Raw genomic sequence first — 22,793 nt, forward strand, 5'->3', positions numbered from 1 at the left:
CACGGGAAAAGTGCGTTCGTAACTGAACACAAATGAACAATCGGAAATGAACAATTGAACAGTTCTACGTCGAGATGACTTCACAAAACGCTGACTTATTGCGCCCTGATACTTCTGGTCGGCAGCTTTACTAGCGACGACTGCGTCCTCGGACGCAGCCTCGCAGGCTCGACAGCGGCTATGTGGTATGGCGAGAGTTCGGGGACTATCGGGCGGAAAACTTCAGCACAACGCTCTGGGTATAGGTTTTGCCCGGATCCAGTCGCGTTGAAGGGAAGTTCGGCTGGTTCGGCGAATCCGGGTAATGCTGAGTCTCCAGCGTGAACGCGCCCCAATGCGGGTAAATCTTGCCGGCCTTGCCCTTGACCGTGCCGTCGAGGAAGTTGCCGGTGTAGAACTGTACGCCCGGTTCGCTGGTGTAGAGCTGCAAGCGGCGGCCCGATTGCGGGTCGCTGACATCAGCGGCGAGCTTGTTCACGTCGCCCTTGGCGTCCAGCACCCAGTTGAAGTCAAAACCACCCTGTTTCGATTCAGCGAATTTCAGCTGCGGGTGATCAGCCTTGATATTTTTGCCGATGGCGGTGGGCTGGGTGAAGTCCATCGGTGTGTTGGCGACCGGCGCCAGTTCACCGGTGGGGATCAACGTGGCATTAACCGGCGTGTACTGCGACGCGTACAGGGTAGCGACCTGTTTCAGCACATCACCATTACCGGCGCCGGCGAGGTTGAAATAGCTGTGGTTGGTCAGGTTCAGCACCGTCGGTTTATCGGTCGATGCCTTGTAGTCGATCCGCAGTTCGTTGTTCTCGGTCAGGCTGTAAGTGACCTCGGTTTTCAGGTTGCCGGGAAAGCCCATTTCACCGTCTACTGACAGATAAGTCAGAGTCACGCCGACCGAGTCCTTGCTTTTGGTCGGTTGCGCTTTCCACACGCGTTTGTCGAAACCCAGCGGCCCGCCGTGCAGCGAGTTCGGGCCATCGTTTTTCGGCACTTGATAGTGTCTTCCGTCCAGTTCGAACGCACCGTTGGCCAGGCGATTGCCGTAGCGGCCGATGGTCGCGCCAAAGTACGCGGTACCACTTTGATAACCCTGAACGTCATCGAAGCCGAGCACGATATCTTCGGACTTGCCGTCCTTTCCCGGCACCATCAGTGACTGCAGAATCCCGCCATAGGTAATGACTGTAGCTTGCAGGCCATGGCTGTTGCGCAATATGTATTGTTCGACGGGCGTGCCGTCATTGGTCTTGCCGAACGCTTTGTGTTCGGCAGACAGGCCGGCAGCCTGGGCGGAGAGCGTGGTGATTATCAGGGACAGTCCGAGGCCGGATAGCACGTGTGGGGGTTGACGCATGGTTGACCTTCCTTTTTGTTGTTTTGTTAATTAGTCATACTAAATACTCAACAATAGAAGATTTATAGCTTTTTTTTGGACGACATCCAACAAAAAGCATGACTTTTTTGCCTCGTCTGTAGCGGCGTCGATGTCATCATCGACTTTATCGCGGAGCCCTACTTCGCCCGCAACATCGCGTCACTTGCTCAGGGTGGCCGCCTGGTTCAGGTGGGCATCCTTGACGGAGGCGGCAACGTGACCGTAGCGCTGGCCACCTTCTGGATAGAACGGAAAAGAGGTGCCTTTCGTGGGCGCCTTCAACACGTGGGGAAGACTCTTCGCAGTGCGTTCGTAATCGGCTGGGACCTCCAGTGCCAAGGCGCAAGGACGACTCAGCAAGAATGTCTTGATTTATGACCCGACGAAAAACGTGGCTGGCATCTTCAAAAACTGAGGTTATGGATATGGGCGAAGATCGATGAACAGGACTGGTTTGACAGTGGATGGCTAGCTGTCTGGAAAACCCATTGACAGTGAACAATAGTGAACAACACTCTATGGATGATTTTTCACCTTCCCCCGAGAAGGCCAGAGATGCGAAACCCGTGGGATAGAGCCTGCTCGCCCCACAGGGGAAATACCAATAAAAACAATAAAAGCTAGCTCAGAGACTGACTGCCATGGCCGCACCCGCCTCGCCGCTGTCCCACGACACCATCATCCAGGACTCCTGGTCCCGATGCCGCGCCTTCGGTCTTGATCACCAGAGCGCTCCCGCATTCGATCAGCTTCCGGCACAGGACATCAAGCAGTTGCTCGAGAGCCAGCACTCACTGGTGCAAACCACCCATCAGGAAGTGTTGCCGTACTACGAGAACATTCTCAGCAACTCCAACTGCCTGATCATGCTCGCCGACAATCAAGGCCAGGTGCTGACCTCCTGGGGCACCCAGCGGTTTATCGAACCGAGCCTGACGCGCGGGTTCAGTGCCGGCGCCAGCTGGATGGAACGCTGCAGCGGCACCAACGCCATCGGCACGGCGCTGGTCTGCGAGCAGGCGGTCCACATTGAACACGACGAACACTTCCTCAAAGCCAACCGCTTCATGACCGGTTCCGCCGCGCCCATTTTCGATGCCGAGCGCAAGGTCATCGCGGTGCTGGACGTGTCCAGCGACAGCTACCTGCCGCCGTCCCACACCCTGGGCATGGTCAAGATGATGAGCCAGACCGTGGAGAACCGGCTGATCCTCAACCTGTTCCACGGCCAGCATTTCCAACTGACGTTCAACACCGGCCTGAATAATCTCGACAGCCAGTGGGCCGGGCTGCTGATTTTCGATGAGAGCGGTCAGGTGCTCTCGGCCAATCGCCGTGCTGACAATCTGCTAGGCGTTCGCCTGTCGCGAGTCAGTGTCGAAAGTCTGTTCAAGGTTTCGCTGCTGGAACTGCTGAATCAACCTGAAGGACTGCCCTTCTCGCTACAGGCTTCCGGGCGCAATCGTTTCCAGTGTCTGTTGAAAAGACCAAAGCAGGTGGCGATTCAACCCAGAATCTTCATCGAACCCGCTGAGGCACCTCCTGCACCCACCCCGATCAGCCTCAACACGCTGCATTTCGGCGACAGCCGCGTGGAAAAAGCCGTGCGCCAGGCCGAGCGCTTACTGGAAAAAGACATTCCCTTGTTGATCCACGGCGAGACTGGCGTCGGCAAGGAAGTTTTCGTCAAGGCCCTGCATCAGGCAAGCTCTCGCAACAAACAAGCATTTATTGCGGTGAACTGTGCAGCGATCCCCGCCGAACTGGTGGAATCAGAATTGTTCGGCTACGAAAAAGGCGCGTTTACCGGGGCCAATCAGAAAGGCAGCATCGGCCTGATCCGCAAGGCCGACAAAGGCACACTGTTCCTTGATGAAATCGGCGACATGCCGCTACCGACCCAGGCGCGATTGCTGCGTGTGCTGCAGGAGCGTTGCGTGCAACCGGTTGGCAGCGGTGAGTTGTTTGCGGTGGACCTGCGCATCATTTCCGCGACCAACCGTTCACTGCGCGAGCAGGTGCAGTTGGGGCGTTTCCGTGAGGATTTGTATTACCGCATTGGCGGCTTGACCCTGGAACTGCCGCCCTTGAGAGAACGCAGTGACAAAGAGGCGCTGTTCAAGCGTTTGTGGGAACAGCACCGCGAACCGAGCCAATGGGCGGGGCTGAGCCGCGAGGTATTGGAGTTGTTCGCGCGCCATCCGTGGCCGGGCAATCTGCGCCAGGTCAGCAGCGTGGTACAGGTAGCACTGGCCATGGCCGAAGAGCAGCCGGTGCGGCCAGAGCATTTGCCGGATGATTTTTTTGTCGATCTGGAGATGGAACCGGTGGAGACGCCGGAGCCGTTGGTGGTGGATCTTGATGATGCCGATGAGTTGAATCGGCAGTTGCAGGCGGTTGGGGGGAACATCTCGCATTTGGCGCGCAGGCTTGGCGTAAGTCGCAACACCCTCTACAAACGACTGCGCCAGACGGAATGATGGATTGCCCAGACGGGCGTCATCGCAGAATCGGCGAGCAGCCCCCTAAAAACAAAACCCGCACAAGGCGGGTTTTGTTTTACCGCGGATCAAGCAATCAGTCAGCCAGACGCCAGGTCGTCCCACCCTTGCCGTCTTCCAGCACCACGCCCATGGCGGTGAGCTGGTCGCGGATGCGGTCGGATTCGGCCCAGTCCTTGCCGGCACGTGCCGCCAGACGCGCTGCGATCAGCGCTTCGACTTCAGCTGCATCCACGCGCCCTTCGGCACCGGCTTGCAGGAAGTCGTCGGCTTCGAGCTGCAACACGCCCAGCACGCTGGCCAGTTCTTTCAGGCGCGCTGCCAGACCGGCCGCTGCGTTGAGATCGCTCTCGCGCAGACGGTTGATCTCGCGCACCATCTCGAACAGCACCGCGCAGGCTTCCGGCGTACCGAAGTCGTCGTTCATCACCTGGGTGAAGCGCTCGACGAACGCTTCGCCGCCAGCCGGCGCCACGTTCGGCAGGCCTTTCAACGCGTGGTAGAAACGCTCGAGTGCGCCTTTGGCGTCCTTGAGGTTGTCTTCCGAATAGTTGATCGCGCTGCGGTAGTGGCTCGACACCAGCAGGTAACGCACGACTTCCGGGTGGTACTTGTCGAGCACGTCGCGAATGGTGAAGAAGTTGTTCAAGGACTTGGACATCTTCTCGCCATTGATCCGGATCATCCCGCAATGCATCCACGCGTTGGCGTAGGTCTTGCCGGTGGCCGCTTCGCTCTGGGCGATTTCGTTTTCGTGGTGCGGGAACTCGAGATCGCTGCCGCCGCCATGAATGTCGAAAGTCTCGCCCAGGCAGCAAGTGGACATCACCGAGCACTCAATGTGCCAGCCCGGACGCCCGGCGCCCCATGGCGACTCCCAGCTCGGCTCGCCGGGCTTGGCGGCTTTCCACAGCACGAAGTCCAGCGGGTCCTGCTTGGACTCGTCGACCTCGATACGCGCGCCGATGCGCAGGTCTTCGATCTTCTTGCGCGACAGCTTGCCGTAACCCATGAACTTGGCGACGCGGTAGTACACGTCGCCATTGCCCGGGGCGTAGGCGTAACCCTTGTCGATCAGGGTCTGGATCATCGCGTGCATGCCCGGGATGTGATCCGTGGCACGCGGTTCCATGTCCGGCTTCTTGATGTTCAGGCGCGCTTCGTCTTCGTGCATCGCCGCGATCATGCGCTCGGTCAAGGCTTCGAACGACTCGCCGTTCTCGTTGGCCCGGTTGATGATCTTGTCGTCGATGTCAGTGATGTTGCGCACGTAGGTCAGGTCATAACCGCTGAAGCGCAACCAGCGGGTCACCAGGTCGAACGCGACCATGCTGCGGCCGTGGCCCAGGTGGCAGTAGTCGTACACGGTCATGCCGCACACGTACATGCGCACCTTGTTGCCATCCAGCGGCTTGAAGACTTCTTTGCTCTTGGTGAGCGTGTTGTAAATCGTAAGCACGTTAACTTCCTTGAATCACTGGCCCCACGAATCACGCAGGGTCACGGTACGGTTGAATACCGGCTGACCTGGTTTCGAGTCCTTGATATCCGCGACGAAGTAGCCTTCGCGCTCGAACTGGAAACGGTCTTCCGGCTGTGCATTGCCCAGCGAGGGTTCAGCACGACAACCGGTGAGTACCTGCAGCGAATCAGGGTTGATGTTGTCCAGGAAACTGGCGCTGTCTTCGGCCTTCTCCGGGTTCGGAGAACGGAACAGGCGATCGTACAGACGCACTTCGCACTCGACGCTGGCGGCGGCCGGCACCCAGTGGATCACGCCTTTGACCTTGCGGCCTTCAGGGTTCTTGCCCAGGGTGTCCGGATCGTAGGAGCAACGCAGCTCGACGATGTTGCCATCGGCGTCCTTGATCGCTTCGTCGGCACGAATCACGTAGCTGCCGCGCAGGCGCACTTCGCCGTTCGGTTCCAGGCGCTTGTAGCCTTTTGGCGGCTCTTCCATGAAGTCTTCACGGTCGATGTAGATCTCACGGGCGAATGGCAATGCACGCACACCCATGTCTTCTTTCGGGTGGCATGGCAGTTCGAGGTGCTCGACCTGGCCTTCCGGGTAATTGGTGATCACGACTTTCAGCGGACGCAGTACGCACATGGCGCGCGGGGCGCTCTGGTCGAGGTCGTCACGGATGCTGAATTCGAGCATGCCGAAGTCCACCACGCCGTCGGAACGGTTGGTGCCGATCATTTCGCAGAAGTTGCGGATCGATTTCGGCGTGTAGCCACGGCGGCGGAAGCCCGACAGCGTGGACATGCGCGGGTCGTCCCAGCCATTGACGTGTTTTTCATCGACCAGTTGCTTGAGCTTGCGCTTGCTGGTGATGGTGTAGTTCAGGTTCAGGCGGCTGAACTCGTACTGGCGAGGATTGGCCGGTACTGGCAGGTGCTCGAGGAACCACTCGTACAGCGGACGATGGCTTTCGAACTCCAGGGTGCAGATCGAGTGGGTGATGCCTTCGATGGCGTCCGACTGACCGTGGGTGAAATCGTAGTTCGGGTAGATGCACCACTTGTCACCGGTCTGGTGGTGATGCGCGTGACGGATGCGATACATGATCGGATCACGCAGGTTCATGTTCGGCGAGGCCATGTCGATCTTGGCCCGCAGAACACGTGCGCCGTCCGGGAATTCGCCGGCCTTCATGCGGGCAAACAGGTCCAGGTTTTCTTCGACGCTGCGTTCGCGGAACGGGCTGTTCTTGCCTGGCTCGGTCAGGCTGCCACGGTATTCCTTGGCTTGCTCGGGGGTCAGGTCGTCGACGTAGGCATTGCCGGATTTGATCAGCTCTACCGCCCAGTCGTGCAACTGGTCGAAATACTGCGAGGCGTAGCGCACTTCGCCGGACCATTCGAAGCCCAGCCATTTGACGTCGCTTTCGATCGCGTCGATGTATTCCTGGTCTTCCTTGGCCGGGTTGGTGTCGTCGAAACGCAGGTGCGTGACGCCACCGAACTCCTGGGCCAGGCCGAAGTTCACGCAGATCGACTTGGCGTGGCCGATGTGCAGGTAGCCGTTGGGCTCAGGCGGGAAACGGGTGACGATCTGCGTGTGCTTGCCCGAGTCCAGGTCTGCCTGGATGATCGGCCGCAGAAAGTTGACCGGCACGGCCGGGCCGGTCTTGGCATTCGAGGTAGGGTCGACAGTGGGCTTGCTCATAGGATCCTTGAACGTACAAGTGCGTGGCCGTAATGAAGGCCGGACAAAACAAAGCCGCTATCATAGCCGATGCCGTCAAGCACCTGACAGAGCGCGCCTGCAAACGGTCGCATTTAATGGGCCGTAAATGAAAAACAGCCTCGAAATTCGCGTCTGTCACGCTAAACTGCGCACCTTGGCCGAGACTGGCTGAACCGGTTGCGGGACGAAAGGTCCCAGAACCACGAATTCCTTAGATACGCTTTCCTCAAAGAGACCCGATCATGACCCAAGTCAAACTGACTACCAACTTCGGCGACATCGTCCTAGAACTGAACGCCGAAAAAGCCCCGCTCACCGTGGCCAACTTCGTCGAGTACGTTAAAGCCGGTCACTACGAAAACACTGTTTTCCACCGTGTGATCGGTAACTTCATGATCCAGGGTGGCGGTTTCGAGCCAGGCATGAAAGAAAAGAAAGACAAGCGTCCAAGCATCCAGAACGAAGCTGACAATGGTCTTTCCAACGACAAGTACACCGTTGCCATGGCCCGCACCATGGAGCCGCATTCGGCTTCCGCGCAGTTCTTCATCAACGTGGCTGACAACAGTTTCCTGAACCACAGCGGCAAGAACGTTCAAGGCTGGGGCTACGCGGTATTCGGCAAAGTGACCGCCGGCACCGACGTTGTCGACAAGATCAAAGGCGTTGCCACCACTTCCAAGGCCGGCCACCAGGATGTACCCGCAGACGACGTGATCATCGAGAAAGCCGAGATCATTGAGTGATATTGCTGATTTCAGATTTGCATCTGGAAGAGGAGCGCCCGGACATTACCCGGGCGTTTCTGGATTTGCTCGCCGGACGCGCCCGCTCGGCGAGTGCGTTGTACATTCTGGGCGACTTTTTCGAGGCGTGGATTGGCGACGACGCCATGACCCCTTTCCAGCGTTCCATCTGCCAGGCCCTGCGCGAATTGAGCGACAGCGGCACGGCCATTTTTCTGATGCATGGCAATCGCGATTTCATGCTCGGCCAGGCCTTTTGCAAACAGGCCGGCTGCACATTGCTGAAAGACCCGAGTGTCGTGCAGTTCAACGGCGAACCGGTGCTATTGATGCACGGTGACAGCCTCTGCACCCGCGACGAAGCCTACATGAAGCTACGTCGCTACCTGCGCAACCCGATCACCCTGTTCATCCTGCGGCATCTGCCGCTTCGTACCCGGCATAAGCTGGCGCGCAAGCTGCGCAGCGAAAGCCGTGCGCAAACGCGGATGAAGGCCAATGACATTGTCGATGTCACGCCCGAAGAGATTCCACGGATCATGCAGAAGTACGGCGTGAAAACCCTGATCCACGGCCACACCCACCGCCCCGCCATCCACAAGTTGCAACTGGGTGAACAGGCGGCGCGGCGCATTGTGCTGGGGGATTGGGATCGTCAGGGCTGGGCGTTGCAGGTCGATGAGCAAGGGTTTGCGCTGGCGCCGTTTGATTTTACCCCGCCCCCGCAGCTCGCAGCACCGGCAAACTAGCGTCGAATACGAAACGTGTGGGAGCGAGCCTGCTCGCGAAGGCGTCGTGTCAGTTGACATCAATGTTGAATGTCAGTCTGCATTCGCGAGCAGGCTCGCTCCCACATGGATACTGCGGTGTTTAATGGCCTGCTGAGGCCGCAGGCCCGGCCTTCGCCGTAAATGGCGGTTTGGCCAGCCAGACAATCAAAATCAGCCCCAGGAACATCCAGCCCAACAAGGTGAAGTAATCCACCGTGGACAGGATATACGCCTGGCTGATCACCATTTGATCCATCTGCGCGTAGGCCTTGGCCCCTGCCCCGCCCAGTTGCGTCAACGTCTCGCGGGTCGCCGGGTCGAACGGGGTGATGCTTTCGGTCAGATACGCATGGTGCTGGTCGGCGCGGCGAATCCAGATCCAGGTGGTCAGCGATGCCGCAAAACTGCCGCCCAAGGTCCGCAGGAACGTCGCCAGCCCGGAACCGTCGGCAATCTGGCCAGGCGGCAGGTCCGACAGGAGGATGGTCAGGGTCGGCATGAAGAACAGTGCCACGCCAATGCCCATGAACAGCTGCACCATGGCGATGTGCTGGAAGTCCACTTCATTGGTGAACCCGGCACGCATGAAACAGCTCAGGCCGATGGCCAGGAATGCCCCGCCGGCCAGTACCCGCATGTCGAACTTCGGCGCGTATTTGCCTACAAACGGTGACAGCAGCACCGGCAAGATACCCAGCGGTGCCACGGCAAAACCGGCCCAGGTCGCGGTGTAACCCAATCGCGTCTGCAGCCATTGCGGCAGGATCAGGTTGATCCCGAAGAATCCGGCATACCCCAGAATCAACACGATGGTGCCGTAGCGGAAGTTGCGGTAGGCGAACAGCCGCAGGTTCACTACCGGATGTTCGTCGGTCATCTCCCAGACCACGAAGAACACCAGCGCGACCACCGAAATCACCGAGCCAATGATGATGAAGTTCGATTCAAACCAGTCGGCATCGTTGCCCTTGTCGAGCACGATCTGCAAGGCGCCGACGCCAATGATCAGCGCAATCAGCCCGATGTAATCCATCGGCTGACGGCTGGTGACCACCGGACGTTTTTTCATCTGCTGGGTCACCACCCACGCAGCGAACAGACCAATCGGCACGTTGATGAAGAAGATCCACGGCCAGCTGTAGCTGTCTGTGATCCAGCCGCCGAGGATCGGCCCGGCAATCGGGGCGACCACCGTGACCATCGCCAACAGCGCCAAAGCCATCCCCCGTTTCGCCGGTGGGTAGACCGCAATCAGCAACGTCTGGGTCATCGGGTACAACGGCCCCGCCACCACGCCTTGCAGGACCCGAAAGCCCACCAGCTCGGGCATGGACGTGGAAATCCCGCACAGGAACGACGCGAGCACGAACAGCAGCGTCGCCCAGATAAACAGCTTCACCTCGCCGAAACGCCGGCTGAGCCAACCGGTCAGCGGCAGCGCGATGGCGTTGCTCACCGCGAACGAGGTGATCACCCAGGTGCCCTGCTCCGCACTCACGCCCAGGTTGCCGGAAATCGTCGGCAGCGCCACGTTGGCGATGGTGGTGTCGAGCACCTGCATGAAGGTCGCCAGCGACAGGCCGATGGTGCTGAGCACCAGGCTGGGCGGCGTGAAAGAGGCGTTATTGCTCATCGCAAATCCTTTGACACTCAAGTTGCGCTGCGCCCGTTACCGGCGCAACTGACCTTTGTGGGCGCTGTGATGATGGATTGGCGAATCAGCGATGCGCGGTCTTGCTGACCGCGGCGCTGTTGTCGTGAATCAACTGCGTGATCATGGCGTCGGCCTCGGCCAACTGGCGGTCGTAGATGCGGGTGCTGAACGACGCCTTTTTTGGCGGTTGTTGTGCCAGCACCGGGCCGCTTTGGTCGTGCAGGTCCACATCGACGATGGTCGACAGGCCAACCCGCAGCGGGTGTTTGGCCAGTTCTTCGGCGTTGACGTGAATCCGCACCGGTACCCGTTGCACGATCTTGATCCAGTTTCCGGTGGCGTTCTGCGCGGGCAGCAGGGCAAACGCACTGCCGGTCCCGGCGCCCAGGCTGTCGAGGGTGCCGCTGTACTTCACGTCACTGCCATAGAGGTCGGTTTCAATTTCCACAGGTTGACCGATGCGCATATCGCGCAGCTGGGTTTCCTTGAAATTGGCGTCGATCCACAGCTGATTCAGCGGGATCACCGCCATCAGCGCCTCACCCGGCTGCACCCTTTGGCCCAGTTGCACGGTGCGCTTGGCCACGTAACCGGTCACCGGCGCGATCAGCGTGCTGCGGGCATTGTTCAGGTAGGCCTGACGCAACTGCGCGGCGGCGGCCATCACGTCCGGGTGCGAGGACACCACGGTGTCATCGACCAGCGCGCTGGTGGTCTTGAGCTTCTGCTGGGCGTTGGCCAGAGCGTTTTGCGCCGAGGTCAGGTCGTCGCGGGCGTGGGACAGCTCCTCTTGGGAAATCGCCCCGCCGACGGCAAGGTTTTTCCGGCGGTTGAAGTTGTCCTGGGCTTTCTGCACTTCGGCCTGCTGGGCGTTGACTTGGGCTTTCATGCCGTCAACGTCGCTGTACAAGCCGCGAACCTGACGCACCGTACGCGCCAGATTGGCCTGGGCACTTTGCAGCCCGACTTGCGCGTCGCTGGGGTCGAAATTCACCAACACCTGGCCTTCCTGCACCAGATCGCCGTCATCGGCACCGATGCTCACGACGGTGCCGGTGACCAGCGGAGTGATTTCCACCACGTTGCCGTTCACATAGGCGTCGTCGGTGCTCTCGCTCCAGCGCCCGTAGAATTCGTGATAAGCCCAGACGCCCGCGCCGCCGAGCAAGACGACCACGGCAAGCACCAGCAACATGATCTTGCGCTTGCCCGCGTTGGGGTTGGCCGGGGTATTTTCCGGGGTTTGAGTTGTATCGGCAGTGGCCATGACAAGTACCTTGAATTAGTGAGTCAGCGTGGCTGGCGCGGCGTTGGCCGAGGCCATGGCCTCAGGCTGAAAACCGCCACCCAGCGCCTGTATCAGTTGGATCGACAGGTCGATCTGCTCGGCATTCAGGTTGGCCAGCTGGCGCTGGGCCTGGAGCAATTGCTGCTCGATGCTGAGCACGTCCAGGTAGTTGCCGATGCCGGAACCGTAGCGCTGGAGCACGGTGGTGTAAGAATCCTGGGCGATGTCGGTGGCGTGCTGCTGCGCAGCGATTTGCCGGCCGATGTCACGCAACTGGTTGATGCTGTCACTGACATCCCCCAGTGCTCTGACCAGACTTTTGTTGTACTGCGCCACCGCCAGGTCGTAGTCGGCGTCGCGGGAGTCGAGGTCGGCGCGCAGGCGGCCACCGTCGAAAATCGGTACGGAAATGGTCGGCGCAACATTGAAGAAGCGGCTTGCCGATCCGAACATTGCATCGCCCAACAACGATTCGGCACCCGCCGCCGCGCTGAGGTTCAGGTTCGGATAGAACTGCGTCTTGCCTGCATCGATGCTCTTGCTTGCCGCTTCGACCCGCCAGCGCGCGGCCACCAGGTCCGGACGACGCCCCAGCAACTCGGCCGGCAACACCGACGGCAACGCCACGGCGCCAGGCTTGAGAATATTTGGCCGGGTGATTTCATTGCCACGATCCGGGCCTTTGCCCAGCAGCACGGCCAAAGCAATTTTGGCGCTTTGCAGGCGTTTTTCGGCGTCGATCAGATTGGCTTCGGAGGTGGCTTCCAGGCTTTCGGTTTGCTGGAACTGATACTGGCTGTCGATCCCGGAGCTCAAGCGGCGCTGGCTCAGGTCGAGCATTTGCCGGGTGCGCTTGAGGTCTTCAGCGGACAGGTCATAGACGATGTGCGCCTGCCCCAGATCGCTGTAGGCGCGGGCGACGTCGGCGGACAAGGTCAATTGTGCGGCCTGTTGGTCGACTTCGGCGGCACGGGCCTGGCCGAGCGCGGCTTCCCAGGCGTCGCGCTGCCCACCCCAAAGATCGAAGTTGTAGTTGAAACGGGCACTGATGTTACGCACGGAGGCGTAGTTGTCGCCTTGCCCCAGCGGGTCTTGGTCACGGGCCAGACGCGAGCGGCTGACACCGGCGCTCGCATCGAGGGTCGGCATCCGCGCGGCATCGGCGGCGTAAGCGGCGGCGCTGGCCTGATGGGCGCGCGCGTCGGCGATCTGCAGGTCCGGGCTGTCGCGCAGGGCTTCACGGATCAGGCCATCGAGCTGCGGATCGCCAAGGCTTGTCCACCAGTCGCTTTTAGGCCAGGCAGCGGGCGACAGCGTCACGCCGCTGAGGGATTGCCCGGCCTTGAGGTTTTTCGCATCGAGGCTGACGCCTTTGGTGTTCAAGCCGCTGTAGCTGGCGCAACCGGCCAGGCTCATGGCCAACAGCACCAGGCTCAGGCCGGTGCGCAGGGTTCTACTGTTCATTGTTGCCACCTAAGCGCAGCAGGGTGATCGAGTCCCCGGCTGCTACCAGAATTTTCTTGAGGATCAGCTCCAGGGTTTTCAGTTCATCCGGAGTAATGGCGCCAGCCAGTTCATTCATCGCTTCAGCGCCGATGTGCGGCAGGCGATCCGCCAAGGCCTGACCTTGTTCGGTCAGCACCAATCGCACCTGCCGGCGATCTGCCTCGGAGCGTTGGCGAGCGAGGAAACCTTTCTGTTCCAGACGATCGAGCATGCGGGTCATCGAGCCGCTGTCCAGGGACAAGTGCCGACACAGCTCGCCCGGCGAATCGACACCGTACTGGGCCATGATGATCAGCACTTTGAACTGCGCGGCAGTGATGCCGTGGGGTTCCATGTGCGTGTCGATGATCCGGTCTTTTAGCAGCGCAGCGCGCCCGAGCAGGAGACCGAGATGGCAATTGTGGAAATCGTCTGGCGCGAAATGTTTCATCAGGACACCAATTAGCTGCCTAGGCAGTGAATGTATGTCGAGATGTTACTGCTTAGGCAGTGAATGTCAACGTAATAGTTAGGAAGCTTTGTAAATAGTTGACCGGTGGTGGTGGGGTTTTGGATTTTTAGTGCATATCCGTTGCTGCGGTCACGGCGACTTAAGGTTCCGCCCTTACGGCGGGTCACTTGGAAGAGCCCCAAGTAACCAAGGGCTCTTGCCCCTTTCGTTCGGTGCCTCGTTGTGGCTCGGCATGCCCTCGCTCCGGTCCTGCTCCGTGGGCCCGCCGCCATCGGCCATCCATGGCCGGGGGCGGCTAACCCGGCATCCATGCCGGGTTGCCCACTGCGCAGAACCTCCACTCGGCCTCTCGAGGGGGCGAATACCGCCACAGCACCGCGAGGCGGCCCTTTTGATCCACCCGCCCCCTCGGCAGGCTGAGTGGAGGCGTTTATCCGGGGGTGGGCGCGCAGCACCGTGCAGCGAAGCCGCACACATCGAGAGGAGGTCGTCGCGAAGCAGACCGGAGGCGATGCCCCCGGATGAATGCCGGAGCGAAGGAACCCCGAGCCCCAGCGAGGGGCCGTACGTAAGGGGCAAGCGTTTTTTGCTTACTTTTTAGGCGCTTGTAAAAAAGTGAGTCGCCGTAAGGGCGAAACCATAAGCCGCCGTTACCGAAGAAACGGATATGTACCCAATCAACCAAGAACCAGGTCGGCTCCAAGGCCGTCTGGTCTAAAAATCCCGCTTATAGAAAATATCCAGCGAACTCGCCACGCCCCCCGCCGCCTCGAGATAAACCCTCTTGCTCAGCTTGTAACGCAAGGCAATGGTATTAGCCGGCTCAAACACCCCAACGCCATAGCGCAAACTGAGCTTCTCCGAAAGATTACCGCTCGCCACAACGCTGGTGGCATTACCGCTGCCCTGAGTATCGAGCTGGAAATCCTCAATCCCCAGATTCTTCGCCAGACTGCCAGTAACACCCGAGCTGCCCATCAACCCCAACCCAAGCGCCGCCTGGGCAAGCATGTTGTTGTCCTCGCCGCTGGTACTCAACGGCCGCCCCAGCACCAGATAGGACAGCGCCTGCTCCTGACTCATGGCCGGCTCGGAGAAAATTTGCGTGGTCGGCTGCTCGGCGCTGCCGCTCAAGCGGATACCGGCGATCACGTCGTCAGTCTGGCGAATCGCTTCGATATCCAGGTATGGCTGATCGATCGGCCCGGCGAACAGCAGCCGAGCACGACGCACCGACAGGCGCTGGCCGTAGGCACGATAACGCCCGTCGTTGAGCCACAACTCGCCACGGGTGTCCATGTTGTCGCCGATGTGCACATGCCCCTGCACATTCGCGGTCAGGCCAAACCCGGCAAAACTGAGTTTTTCCTCGCCGACCACCACGTCGATGTCCATTTTCATCGCCAGTGGCGGTTTCCCCTCTTCGGTCTGATAGCCGACGATTACCGTGTCATCGGAGACCTTGACCGTCGATGGCGGCAATTCGCGGATGGTGATGTCGCCCTTGGGCACCCGCACTTTGCCCACGATGGCCAGCTCATCACCCTTCATCGAGATGTTCAGGTCCGGCGCCACTTCGACCTTGGCGTACGGTTCGACACTGACCGGCAATTGCGAGCCCTTGAGCGCCAGATCCACCACCAGCGCCTGACCCCAGGCAACGTTGCCGTTCAAACTGCCCTGCCCGGTTTTTCCGCTTTTCCAGCCACCGTCGAGCTGCACGGTTTCTCCGGCGATCAGCGCCTGCAAACGCAAACCTTGAATTTCCATCGGCAATTCAGGGCCGGACACTTCGCCGTCGCTAAGCAACAAGCTGCCATTGACCAGCGGCGCCAGCAATCCACCGGAAATCGTGCCGCTGCCATTCAAGCGCCCGGTGAGTTTCTCGACCATGGGCACGAAGGGACGCGCCACCGACAGGTCCAGACCACTCAGGCGGAACGATCCACTCAGTGGTTTGTTCTTCAGCAACGGGTTGATCTGCGCCTGCACCATCAGTTCGCCGAGTTTGCCGCCGACAAAGTTAAGGTCCGTATCGATACGCTTGGGCGTCAGTCGGCTGGTGAGTTTCAGGGTCTGGTACGGGAAGTCCAGCCACTGGTCTTTCTCGCGAACACGCAACGTACCGCCGCTGGCATCGATGCTGATCACACCGTTCGGGCCGCTGGCCGGCAGGTCCAGCTGCACGTCGGCGTTGAGCCGTCCCTGCCAGGCAAAGTCTTTCGGCAGCCATTGCGCGAGACTGTCGATCGGGAACTGCTTGAGGTGATAACGCAGCTTCGGATCAGGCATCAGACGCTGGTCTTCACCGCACAGGCTGGCCTGGCCGGACGCCCAGCAATGGGCGCCGAAGTTGATTTTGCCGTCCGCCAGGCGCTCCAGTTTCGCCGGGCCTTGCAGCTTCCAGTCCTGGCCACCGGCCTGGATATCGCCACTGGCCAGACGTCCACGCCAGTTACCTTTGTCCAGCGCACCGTCCACGCCGAGGGCCAGTTTCAGTTTCGGCCCTTGCAGGTCGAGGCTCAGCTTCTGGTTCCTGATATCGCCCTGACCGCTGGCAGTCAACGTGCCCAACGCGGTATCGCCCGCCTGGATGCCGCTGCCCTTGAGGTCGATTTTCGCCCGTTGGGCGCTGTCGAGGGTGGCGTCGAGGCTCAGGCTTTGCAGGCGATTGTCCTGAAAAGCCAATTGCGTGCCTCGCAACCCGAGCTTGCCCTGCGGAGCATTGAGCGTGCCGGCGACATCGACCCGGCCATTGACCTGCCCGCGCAATTGCGGCCAGAGCTGGGCCAGGCGCAGCAACTTGATATCGATCTGGCCACTGAGCTTCTGCTGCAGACTGCCTTTGCCATTGATGCTGTTGTCGCCGAGACGGATCTGCAGGGCATTGAGGTTCCATTGCTCACCGGCGCCGTCGGCCTTGGCTTGCAGAATCGCCGGCTGGCCGCGCAGTTTGCCTTTCAGATCGAGGTCGGCGTTGAGGCTGAGTGTTTCATTCTTCATCTCGCCTTTGCTACGCAATGGCCCGGCCAGGGTGCCCGGCAACTCCGCGACCCAATACGCTGGGTTGATTGCCGACAAGTCCAGCGCGGTGTCCCAGGCAATGCCATCGGCAAATTGCAGGTTCAGGTGCCCTTCGGCCTTGCCCTGCCCGGCGATCAGCTGGAGTTGCTGCAAATAGATTTTCGTCAGGTCGCCGGCGAACGGGCTGGTCAGGCTGAACGCACCGGCCGGGCCGTCGAGCGCCGCCTTGAAGTTGCCCAGATACTTGCCATCGGTGTAGGAGACTTCACCATTGAAGCTGCGCAGGGCGACTTGCGGTTCGTCGATCAGCGGGTAGAGGCGGTGCCAGGGGAAATCCAGCCAATCGACTTTCGCCTCGGCGCTCAAGCCTTTGCTCCAGTCCAGTTCTCCGCTCAGTTTCAGACTTTGTTTGTCATTGGCGGTCAGGTCCAGTGCAGCGATCTGCGCGCCATTGGCGTCGACCTTGCCTTGCAGTGCCAGCGCCACCGGGCCTTCTTCAGCAGGCAACGTGGCGTTGCCGACCAGCGCATAGCCGTTTTTCAGGTCACCGGCACCGGTGAGTTGCAGTTGATTGAGTTGCAGGGTGTCCGGCAGATCGGCACTCGGTTTGAAGCCGTCAGCGGTGATACGGACCTTGGCCGGCAGGTTTTCCACCAGTGGCTGCAGCTCGCCGGACAGCTGCCCGTCCAGATAGCCACTGCTGTCGGCTTTCAGGTTCAGGGTTTTCAGCAGGTCGCCATCGATCTTCAACGCCAGCGTCCAAGGGGCGGGGGTCGACAGGGTCAACTGTCCTTCAGCGTTGAGCGGCCAATTTCCACCGGGTTGCAGGTGCCCCTTGAGGTTCAGGCTCAGATCGTCACGCTGCAGTTTCACCGAGTCGAGCTGCATGCCCTTTTCTGTCCAGTGCGCCGCCAGTTGCAAACCTTTCAGTTCCTCGCTGCCGTTGAACAGCAGGCTGCCGACCCGAATGTCCCCCAGTTCAAGCGCGACCGGCAGTTGCAAGTCCGGAAGGCTGATCGGCCCACTGCTGGTTTCTTCGCTCGGCGGGAATTGCAGGCTGACCTGTTCAGCCTGCAATTGATCGATGCACAAGGTCATGCGCGTCAGGCACAGCGGCGACCAGGCGAAGATGACTTTACTCAGTTCAACCCGGCTGGTGTCTTGCTGCCACAACAGGCGATCGGCACTCCACTGACCGCCCAGGCGCCCCTGAAAATTGTCCAGCGTCAGACCCGGCACGAAACCCAGCGCCCAACGACTGCCGGTCGCCGTTCCCAGCACCGTGGCCAGCGTCAACAGCAGCAACATCAACAGTGCCGCCATCGCCAGCAGCGTTACTTTCAAGCCACGTTTCAAAGCTCAGGCCCCATGGAAAAGTGCAATCGAATGCCGCCATCGTCGTCCAGCGCGTGGGCCAGATCGAGGCGGATCGGCCCCACCGGAGACACCCAGCGTACGCCGATACCGACTCCGGTCTTGAGGTTCGGCAGTTCGAGTGTATTAAAGGAGTTGCCCTGATCGACGAAGGTCGCAACCCGCCATTTTTCAGCGACGGAGTATTGGTATTCGGCACTGGCGGCGACCATGTAGCGGCCGCCGATGCGGTCACCTTCGTTGTTTTCCGGGGACAGGCTCTGATAGTCGTAGCCACGCACGCTCTGATCGCCACCCGCGAAAAAACGCAGCGACGGCGGGATGGATTTATAACCGTTGGTGGCACTGCCACCGACCTGTACGCGACCGAGGAAGCGGTGTTTGTCGAAAACCGTAGTCAGGCCTTTGACCAGGGCGGTGCCGTACAACAAGTTGTTGTCCGAGCCCAGACCTTCCTTGGCCACCTTGCTTTCGAATTGCAGGCGGTAGCCGTTGTGCGGGTCGATGCGGTTGTCGCTTTTGAGGTACGAATAGCTGACGCCCGGCATCAACAGGGTACTGAGGCCGGAGTCGTCACCGAGCCGGTATTCCTCGCGCTGCCACTTGAGCGAGACCACGCGTTGCCAGCCGCTTGGCAACTTGCTGTGCCATTCGGGGCCGACGGTCAGCAGCTTGCTGAGGCTGTCCTTGTCGGCGATTTCTTCGCTTTGGTAACCCCCGGCGAAACGCAGTTTGTCGGTCAGCGGCGGGTCCAGCGGAATGTCGTAGAACAAGCCGACGTTTTGCCGAGGCGCCGAGACTTCGGTTTCCCATCCGTAACTGTGGCCTTGCGGATTGACCCAATGCCGGGTCCAGTTGGCCTTCACTCGCGGACCGACATCCGTTGAATAACCCAGACCCAGGCCCATGGTGCGTGGCTTGCGGGTCTCCAGTTTGACGTCCACCGGGATTACATCGTTCTTGGACGCTGTCGGTGCCGCATCGACCCGCACGCCTTCGAAGTAACCACTCGATTGCAGCGCCTGGTTGAGCTCGGCGATCAGTTCGGAGTCGTAGGGTGTTCCGGCCTTGAACGGCACCATGCGTTGCAGCAGGTCTTCGTCGAACGGCGTGTCGCCTTCAAAGTTGACCTTGCCCAGTGTGTAGCGCGGGCCGCTGTCATAGATCAACTCGATATCGGCGACGCCGGCACGGGGGTCGACCGACAGTTTCGAACGGGTGAAATGCCCGCTGAAGAAGCCGTAACGCGAAGCCTGATTCTGGATCAGCCGCTTGGCGTCATCATACTGACCATGATTGAGCACCGCGCCGGTTTGCAGCGCGTGGTTTTGCGGAACGCGAAAGGATTTCAGGGAGGCCGCCGGTCCGTCGACGCGCAGGGTGACGTTGCGCAAATGCACCGGTTCACCGGGGTCGACGTTGAGGATCAGGCGTGGTTTATCGCCGCCCTTCACGTCACTTTCAATTTGCGGCTGGTAATAGCCCAACGCCTGGGCGGCTTTGCGCGCCTGCTCCTCGGCGCCACGACTGAAACGCAACAAGGCTTCTTCGTCACGATCGCCGAGGCTGCCGATATAGCCCTCTATATTGGCCTTGAGTTCATCGTTGGACGGTTTGATCCGCACATCCAATTCACTTTGCGCCAGTGCCGCACAGCTGGTAATCAGCATGAGCACGCCACTGGTAATTCTTCCTGGAAACTTCATAGGCGCGGATGCTATCACGAGCTTGGGAGCGTGATAGAGCCTGGAGGCCGCGGAAAGTTCGACCTTACGCGGTTGCGCTCTGCACGACCTGTGGGTTGGCGTGAAAAAACACGTGCTCGCGAATCGGTCCTACGGCCACCTCGCCAATTTCCTCATAGCCCTGGCGTTTGTAGAACTCCAGATAACGCGGATTGCCGGTGTCGAGGATCACGCCTTGGGAATTTGTATCCACCGCGCACCAGTTATGCACCGCTTGCAGCAATTGCTCGCCGAAGTGCTTGCCCTGGAATTGCGGATGAATACCCAGCAACGGCAAAACGTGCACCGAGTCCGACGGCGAACACGCCGCCACGGCATCGTGATACTCGAGGTAGCGACGCGTGCAGCGAAAGCCGGTGCTGAGCACCATGCGCAAGCGCCAGGCCCAACTTTCGGTGATGCCCAACCGACGTTGCGGCGGCGCGATCAGGGCGATGCCGATCAAGCGGTCATTGACCAGCAGGCCGATGGCCGGCAAATCCTGCAGAAAGTGTTGCTTGACCAGTTCGCGCACGGTGGCGCGTACCCGCTGCTCGTAGCCGGGGCGCTCAGCCTCGAACAGGTAGCCGAAGGTCGGCTCGTGCCGATAAGCCTGATACAACAATGAGCGGGCTTCGCGGGAATAGCCGCTGTCGAGCATATGAATATCGGCGATGGCGGTCTGGGTTTCAGGCATGACGGTGATGCTCCCCTGGGCGCGTTCAAATGGCGGCGCTCTTGTTGGTACGAAACTGTTGCTGGTGGCACAGTTCCCCAAAGGTATAGACCAACTCGGGACCTTCCTCGATTTTACCGGCCTCCCAGGCAACACAAATCCCACAGACCAAAATGATCTGTCCCACACTGGCCCATCTTCCCCATGTCAGCTAGCATCGCCCTTTTGCCAGGACTGCCGACCATGAAGATTGTCTCCTTCAACATCAACGGGCTGCGCGCCCGTCCCCATCAGCTGGCGGCGCTGATCGAAAAGCACCAGCCGGATGTGATCGGGTTGCAGGAAACCAAGGTCCACGACGACCAGTTCCCGCTCGAAGAAGTCAAAGCCCTGGGCTATCACGTGCATTTCCATGGCCAAAAAGGGCATTACGGCGTCGCCCTGCTCTCGCGCCAGGAGCCTCTGGCCCTGCATAAAGGTTTCGCCACCGATGAAGAAGACGCGCAGCGACGCTTCATCTGGGGCACCTTCGCCGACGCCGATGGCGTGCCGGTGACCATTATGAACGGCTACTTCCCGCAGGGCGAAAGCCGCGACCACCCGACCAAATTCCCGGCCAAGCAGCGTTTCTACAGCGATTTGCAGCAACTGCTGGAAAGCCAGTTCAAGAATGACCAGCCGCTGGTGGTCATGGGCGACGTGAACATTTCCCCGGAAGACTGCGACATCGGTATTGGACCGGACAACATGAAGCGCTGGCTGAAAACCGGCAAATGCAGCTTCCTGCCGGAAGAGCGCGAGTGGATGGGTCGCCTGAAAAACTGGGGCCTGACCGACAGCTTCCGTCACCTGAACCCCGAAGTGGCGGATGTCTTCAGCTGGTTCGATTACCGCAGCCGCGGATTTGAAGACGAGCCTAAGCGCGGGCTGCGTATCGACGTGATCCTTGCGTCCCATGGTCTGTTGCCACAGGTCAAGGCAGCCGGCGTCGACTACGAACTGCGCGGAATGGAAAAACCTTCGGATCATGCGCCGATCTGGCTTGAATTGAGCTGATCTCAGCGCCCAAAGGGGCCAGCATTGCAAAGTGTCATCTTTTAGAAACCTTACTGACTTAATCTGCCGACAACTCTTGGGCTATGTAAGGTGCCGGCATGACGCTGCGCGTATTGTTCCTGTTGATGCTGTGCATCGGATTGCCGCAAACGGCCACGGCCGGCGTGTTGCCGGTTGCCGACCACGGCCCGGTGCTGCGCATCCAGGGCTCCAACACCATCGGTGCAGCCTTGGGCCCGGCGTTGGTCGAAGGGCTGCTGCGCGAACAGGGCCTGCTCAAGGTTCACAGCGAAGCCCCGGACAAAGCCAATGAAATGCGGGTCGTCGCCGAAACCGCTCAAGGCCGTCGGGTCGAAGTGGAACTCGCGGCCCATGGTTCCAGTACCGGTTTCAGTGCGCTGAAAAATGGCGGCGCCGACCTCGCCGCCTCTTCCCGTCCGATCAAGGACAGCGAACTGCTGAGCCTCGAGTCTTTCGGCGACCTGAAAAGCCCCGGTGCCGAGCAGGTCATTGCCATCGACGGCCTGGCAATCATCCTCCATCCGCAAAATCCGCTGAATCAACTGGACACTGTGCAACTGGCGCGGGTTTTCAGTGGCGAAGTCAAAACCTGGGAAGAACTCGGCGGCGGCGGTGGGACGATTCATCTTTATGCGCGGGATGATCAATCCGGCACCTACGACACCTTCAAGGAATTGGTCCTGAGCCCTCGTGGGAAAAGTCTGAGCAGTACAACCAAACGCTTCGAATCCAGCGAACAGCTGTCCGATGCCGTCAGTGCGGACCCGCAGGGTATCGGTTTTATCGGTTTGCCCTACGTACGCCAGGCCAAAGCGTTAGCGATTGTCGATGGGCCGTCACAGGCCATGCTGCCGCTCAATAACCTGATCGCCACGGAAGATTATCCGCTGTCGCGCCGCTTGTTTTTTTACCTGCCGCCCAACGGGAAAAATCCCTGGGCGCAAGCGCTGGTGACGTTTGCCCAAAGTAGCAAAGGCCAGGCGATCGTTGCTGCCAACGGCTTTATCGCCCAGACCGTACAGGCCATGGCCGTCGCCCCGAATGCATTGATGCCCGAGGGCTATCAGGCGCTCAGTCGTCACGCCCAGCGGCTGTCGGTAAATTTCCGTTTCGACGAAGGCAGCGCCAGTCTGGACAACAAGGCGCGACAGGACTTGTCCCGGGTACTCGACTATATAGAGCAGCACCAAAAGACAGATCGGCAGGTGACCCTGGTGGGGTTCGGCGATGCCAAGGATGACCCGGCGCGGGCCGACCTGCTGTCGAAACTGCGGGCCATGGCGGTACGTCGGGAGCTGGTGAAAAGCGGCGTGGTGTTGCGCGACGTTCGCGGCTTTGGCGCCGAGATGCCGGTGGCGGCCAACAGTGCGGATGAAGGGCGGATCAAGAACCGGCGGGTTGAGGTTTGGGTGTATTGAGTTGAAACACGAATAA

General features: G+C 60.0%; 16 protein-coding genes. 5 read left to right on the forward strand and 11 right to left on the reverse strand.

Annotation, left to right across the window (positions count from 1 at the left end; genetic code table 11):
* Positions 1-205 precede the first annotated feature (205 nt).
* The gene (locus BVK86_RS19530) at positions 206-1,354 is read right to left on the reverse strand and encodes an aldose epimerase family protein (protein WP_075947958.1); all 1,149 of its coding nucleotides are present in this window, start codon (positions 1,352-1,354) and stop codon (positions 206-208) included.
* A gap of 180 nt (positions 1,355-1,534) precedes the next feature.
* The gene (locus BVK86_RS30580; protein ID WP_408002948.1) at positions 1,535-1,660 is read right to left on the reverse strand and encodes a hypothetical protein; all 126 of its coding nucleotides are present in this window, start codon (positions 1,658-1,660) and stop codon (positions 1,535-1,537) included.
* A gap of 356 nt (positions 1,661-2,016) precedes the next feature.
* Here BVK86_RS30580 and BVK86_RS19540 point away from each other — a divergent pair, with 356 nt between their 5' ends.
* Positions 2,017-3,855: a sigma-54-dependent Fis family transcriptional regulator gene (locus BVK86_RS19540; protein ID WP_075947960.1), complete on the forward strand. Its 1,839-nt coding sequence runs from the start codon at positions 2,017-2,019 to the stop codon at positions 3,853-3,855.
* A 97-nt stretch (positions 3,856-3,952) separates the two neighbouring features.
* On the opposite strand, the gene cysS is transcribed toward BVK86_RS19540, so the two are convergent.
* Both cysS and BVK86_RS19550 read right to left on the reverse strand, forming a co-directional pair.
* The gene (cysS, locus tag BVK86_RS19545) at positions 3,953-5,335 is read right to left on the reverse strand and encodes a cysteine--tRNA ligase (RefSeq protein ID WP_075947961.1); all 1,383 of its coding nucleotides are present in this window, start codon (positions 5,333-5,335) and stop codon (positions 3,953-3,955) included.
* Positions 5,336-5,350: 15 nt separating this feature from the next.
* Entirely contained in the window at positions 5,351-7,048 is a 1,698-nt protein-coding gene (locus tag BVK86_RS19550) for a glutamine--tRNA ligase/YqeY domain fusion protein (RefSeq protein WP_075947962.1), read from the reverse strand.
* Between the two features lie 263 nt (positions 7,049-7,311).
* Between BVK86_RS19550 and BVK86_RS19555 the strand changes: the two genes are divergently transcribed.
* Together BVK86_RS19555 and lpxH are read left to right on the forward strand one after the other, a co-directional pair.
* Entirely contained in the window at positions 7,312-7,815 is a 504-nt protein-coding gene (locus BVK86_RS19555; protein WP_075947963.1) for a peptidylprolyl isomerase, read from the forward strand.
* The gene (gene lpxH / locus BVK86_RS19560) at positions 7,812-8,564 is read left to right on the forward strand and encodes a UDP-2,3-diacylglucosamine diphosphatase (RefSeq protein ID WP_075947964.1); all 753 of its coding nucleotides are present in this window, start codon (positions 7,812-7,814) and stop codon (positions 8,562-8,564) included. Before BVK86_RS19555 ends, lpxH begins: the two co-directional genes overlap by 4 nt.
* Positions 8,565-8,685: 121 nt before the next feature.
* Here lpxH and BVK86_RS19565 read toward each other — a convergent pair whose 3' ends face one another.
* The 7 genes from BVK86_RS19565 to BVK86_RS19595 all read right to left on the reverse strand — a co-directional run bounded on the left by BVK86_RS19565 (position 8,686) and on the right by BVK86_RS19595 (position 20,303).
* The gene (locus BVK86_RS19565) at positions 8,686-10,218 is read right to left on the reverse strand and encodes a DHA2 family efflux MFS transporter permease subunit (RefSeq protein WP_075947965.1); all 1,533 of its coding nucleotides are present in this window, start codon (positions 10,216-10,218) and stop codon (positions 8,686-8,688) included.
* Between the two features lie 85 nt (positions 10,219-10,303).
* Complete coding sequence (locus BVK86_RS19570; RefSeq protein WP_075947966.1) at positions 10,304-11,506, reverse strand: HlyD/EmrA/EmrK family protein; 1,203 nt, start codon at positions 11,504-11,506, stop codon at positions 10,304-10,306.
* A gap of 15 nt (positions 11,507-11,521) precedes the next feature.
* Complete coding sequence (locus BVK86_RS19575) at positions 11,522-12,991, reverse strand: efflux transporter outer membrane subunit (protein WP_075947967.1); 1,470 nt, start codon at positions 12,989-12,991, stop codon at positions 11,522-11,524.
* A complete protein-coding gene (locus BVK86_RS19580) occupies positions 12,981-13,463 on the reverse strand; it encodes a MarR family winged helix-turn-helix transcriptional regulator (protein WP_075947968.1) in 483 nt (160 codons plus the stop codon). Before BVK86_RS19580 ends, BVK86_RS19575 begins: the two co-directional genes overlap by 11 nt.
* 735 nt (positions 13,464-14,198) lie before the next feature.
* On the reverse strand, positions 14,199-17,864 hold the full coding sequence (locus BVK86_RS19585) for a translocation/assembly module TamB domain-containing protein (RefSeq protein ID WP_075947969.1): 3,666 nt from the start codon (positions 17,862-17,864) through the stop codon (positions 14,199-14,201).
* Positions 17,861-19,588 carry an autotransporter assembly complex protein TamA gene (locus BVK86_RS19590; protein ID WP_075947970.1) on the reverse strand — a complete coding sequence of 576 codons (1,728 nt, stop codon included), beginning with the start codon at positions 19,586-19,588 and terminating at the stop codon, positions 17,861-17,863. Before BVK86_RS19590 ends, BVK86_RS19585 begins: the two co-directional genes overlap by 4 nt.
* Positions 19,589-19,652: 64 nt before the next feature.
* Complete coding sequence (locus BVK86_RS19595; RefSeq protein WP_075947971.1) at positions 19,653-20,303, reverse strand: GNAT family N-acetyltransferase; 651 nt, start codon at positions 20,301-20,303, stop codon at positions 19,653-19,655.
* A 222-nt stretch (positions 20,304-20,525) separates the two neighbouring features.
* On the opposite strand from BVK86_RS19595, the gene xthA reads away from it, so the two are divergent.
* Positions 20,526-21,338, forward strand: coding sequence for an exodeoxyribonuclease III (gene xthA, locus BVK86_RS19600; protein ID WP_075947972.1), 813 nt, complete (start codon positions 20,526-20,528; stop codon positions 21,336-21,338).
* Between the two features lie 98 nt (positions 21,339-21,436).
* Entirely contained in the window at positions 21,437-22,777 is a 1,341-nt protein-coding gene (locus BVK86_RS19605; protein WP_075947973.1) for a substrate-binding domain-containing protein, read from the forward strand.
* Positions 22,778-22,793: the final 16 nt, after the last annotated feature.

Origin of the sequence: Pseudomonas reinekei, from assembly GCF_001945365.1 — a bacterium.
Taxonomy (GTDB): domain Bacteria; phylum Pseudomonadota; class Gammaproteobacteria; order Pseudomonadales; family Pseudomonadaceae; genus Aquipseudomonas; species Aquipseudomonas reinekei.